At 56.8% G+C, this 1,869-nt stretch carries 2 protein-coding genes; both read left to right on the top strand.

Translation table 11 applies throughout. The annotated features are described in order from the left end of the window. Positions 1 to 142: 142 nt before the first annotated feature. On the top strand, positions 143 to 1,033 hold the full coding sequence (locus DXC52_RS09845; RefSeq protein WP_233504934.1) for a DMT family transporter: 891 nt from the start codon (positions 143 to 145) through the stop codon (positions 1,031 to 1,033). A gap of 225 nt (positions 1,034 to 1,258) precedes the next feature. Continuing rightward, a partial coding sequence (locus DXC52_RS09840; protein WP_147330625.1) for a PTS sugar transporter subunit IIC occupies positions 1,259 to 1,869 on the top strand: 611 nt, incomplete at its 3' end.

Here is a 1,869-nt window from a genome sequence, read left to right as displayed (position 1 = left end):
GTGGCCACCATGGTCGTGGGCATCATCGGCGCGTTCTTCGGCGTGCTGGCGTAGGTTCCTGCGTTTTATTCTGCCCCCAAGGGAAACGGCGACCCATTGCGGTCGCCGTTTTTTATTACCGAAAGCTAGCTGGAGGTGCTTCGTGATTCGATCTGACAATCCACCCGATAATGGCGTGAGCGGGGCGATGTATCTATTTGGCACGGCGCTCTTATGGAGTTTTATCGGCATCCTCGTTCGCGCCAATTCGCAGTCAGCTCTTTTGATCGGTGCCGTTACGGCAATATTTATGGCGCTCTTTATCCTGCTCGTCGGCAGGCCCGTCCTCCGCGTCAGCCGTCTTATTGTCCTTGTGGCCGTCTGCAACTTCGTGACGGGCACCACGTTTAACTTTGCCAACCAGCTCACGACGGTCGGCAACGCGATCGTTCTGCAGTACACCTCGATGATTTTCGTTATCGTGTATCAATCGCTCGCAACTCGTACGTTGCCCTCGCCTGCAAAGATTGCCTCCGTGGTGGTTGCTTTTACGGGTATGGGACTTTTCTTTTTAGGTGATTTGAGTGCCGAGGGCATGCTCGGCAACCTGCTTGCCGTCATTTCGGGCGCCACCTTTGGGCTGTGTTTCTTTTTGAACTCTCGCCCCGATGCGTCGCCCATGGTGTCCTCGCTCATCTCCTGCGGCATCTCGATACTGCCGATCGTCTATTTTGCCGGCGACCTAGGCTCCGTAAAACCCTTTGAGTGGGGGCTTATGCTGGTGCATGGCCTTTTTTGCAGCGGCCTTGCGAGTGTGCTGTATGCCAAGGGGATTGCGCGCACTAACGCGTTTGCGGCCAACTTGGTTTGCATGAGCGAGGTCGTGCTCGCTCCCTGCTGGTCGGCGCTCCTCTTTGGCGAGGTCTTTCGCTGGAACGAGTTTTTGGGCGCGGCGATAATCGTTTTGGTGATTGTAGGCAACTTGGCATACGATGCCTTTGGCGATGGCTTTCTGGTGGCGCTTGTCCGCCATCGAAACAGAGAGCGCGCCTGATGGGATACGTCTGCCGTTTACGGTAAAAAACACCCCGCTGAGCGAGTGGTATTAAATAGTAAGAACCTGCATATCTATAATTGGTATCAAATCATTTGTGCCTGGCATGGGTGTTCGCAGCACACCAGGTACGCTTCGAGCCGTGTGATCGAACTCCTGGAATTGATATCAACAACGCGCGCGACGGGAGTGACGACGGTTCGATATTCCTTATTGGGAGGAATTATGCTTGTCCAAGCAATCCTCGTCGGCTTAGTCGGAGCGTTTGGATGTCTCGACTACCAGCTCGGCACCCTCTACGCGTTCCGCCCCATCGTCCTGTGCCCGCTCGTGGGCCTGGTGCTGGGGGACCTGCAGACTGGTCTTGCCGTTGGCGCCAGCCTGGAGCTGCTGTTCATGGGTTCGGTTTCCATCGGCGCCTACGTGCCGCCTAACGAAACCATCGGCGGCGTGCTCGCCTGCGCGTTTGCCATTCAGCTCGGTCAGGGTACCGAGACGGCCATCGCGCTCGCCATGCCCATCGCTGTCCTTTCGCTGACGATCGGCAACATTACTAGTGCCTTGTTCACCGTGTTTGTCGATATGGCAGACAGGTTCGCCCTCAAGGGAAACCTTAAAGGCATTTACGCCGTTCATTGGGGCATGGGTCTTTGGGGCTGCCTTGAGTATTTCCTGCTGTGCGGCGGCGCCTTCTATCTGGGCTCCGATGCCATCCAGGGCCTGCTCGACTTCGTCCCGTCCTTCATCATTGATGGTTGCGGCGTTGCCGCCAACATTCTGCCGGCCATGGGCTTCGCCATGCTCGGCCGCCTGGTGCTCACCAAGCAGCTCGTGCC

It is taken from the genome of Collinsella sp. TF05-9AC, from assembly GCF_003438495.1.
Classification (GTDB): domain Bacteria; phylum Actinomycetota; class Coriobacteriia; order Coriobacteriales; family Coriobacteriaceae; genus Collinsella.
This window is presented reverse-complemented; position numbering and strand designations above follow the sequence as displayed.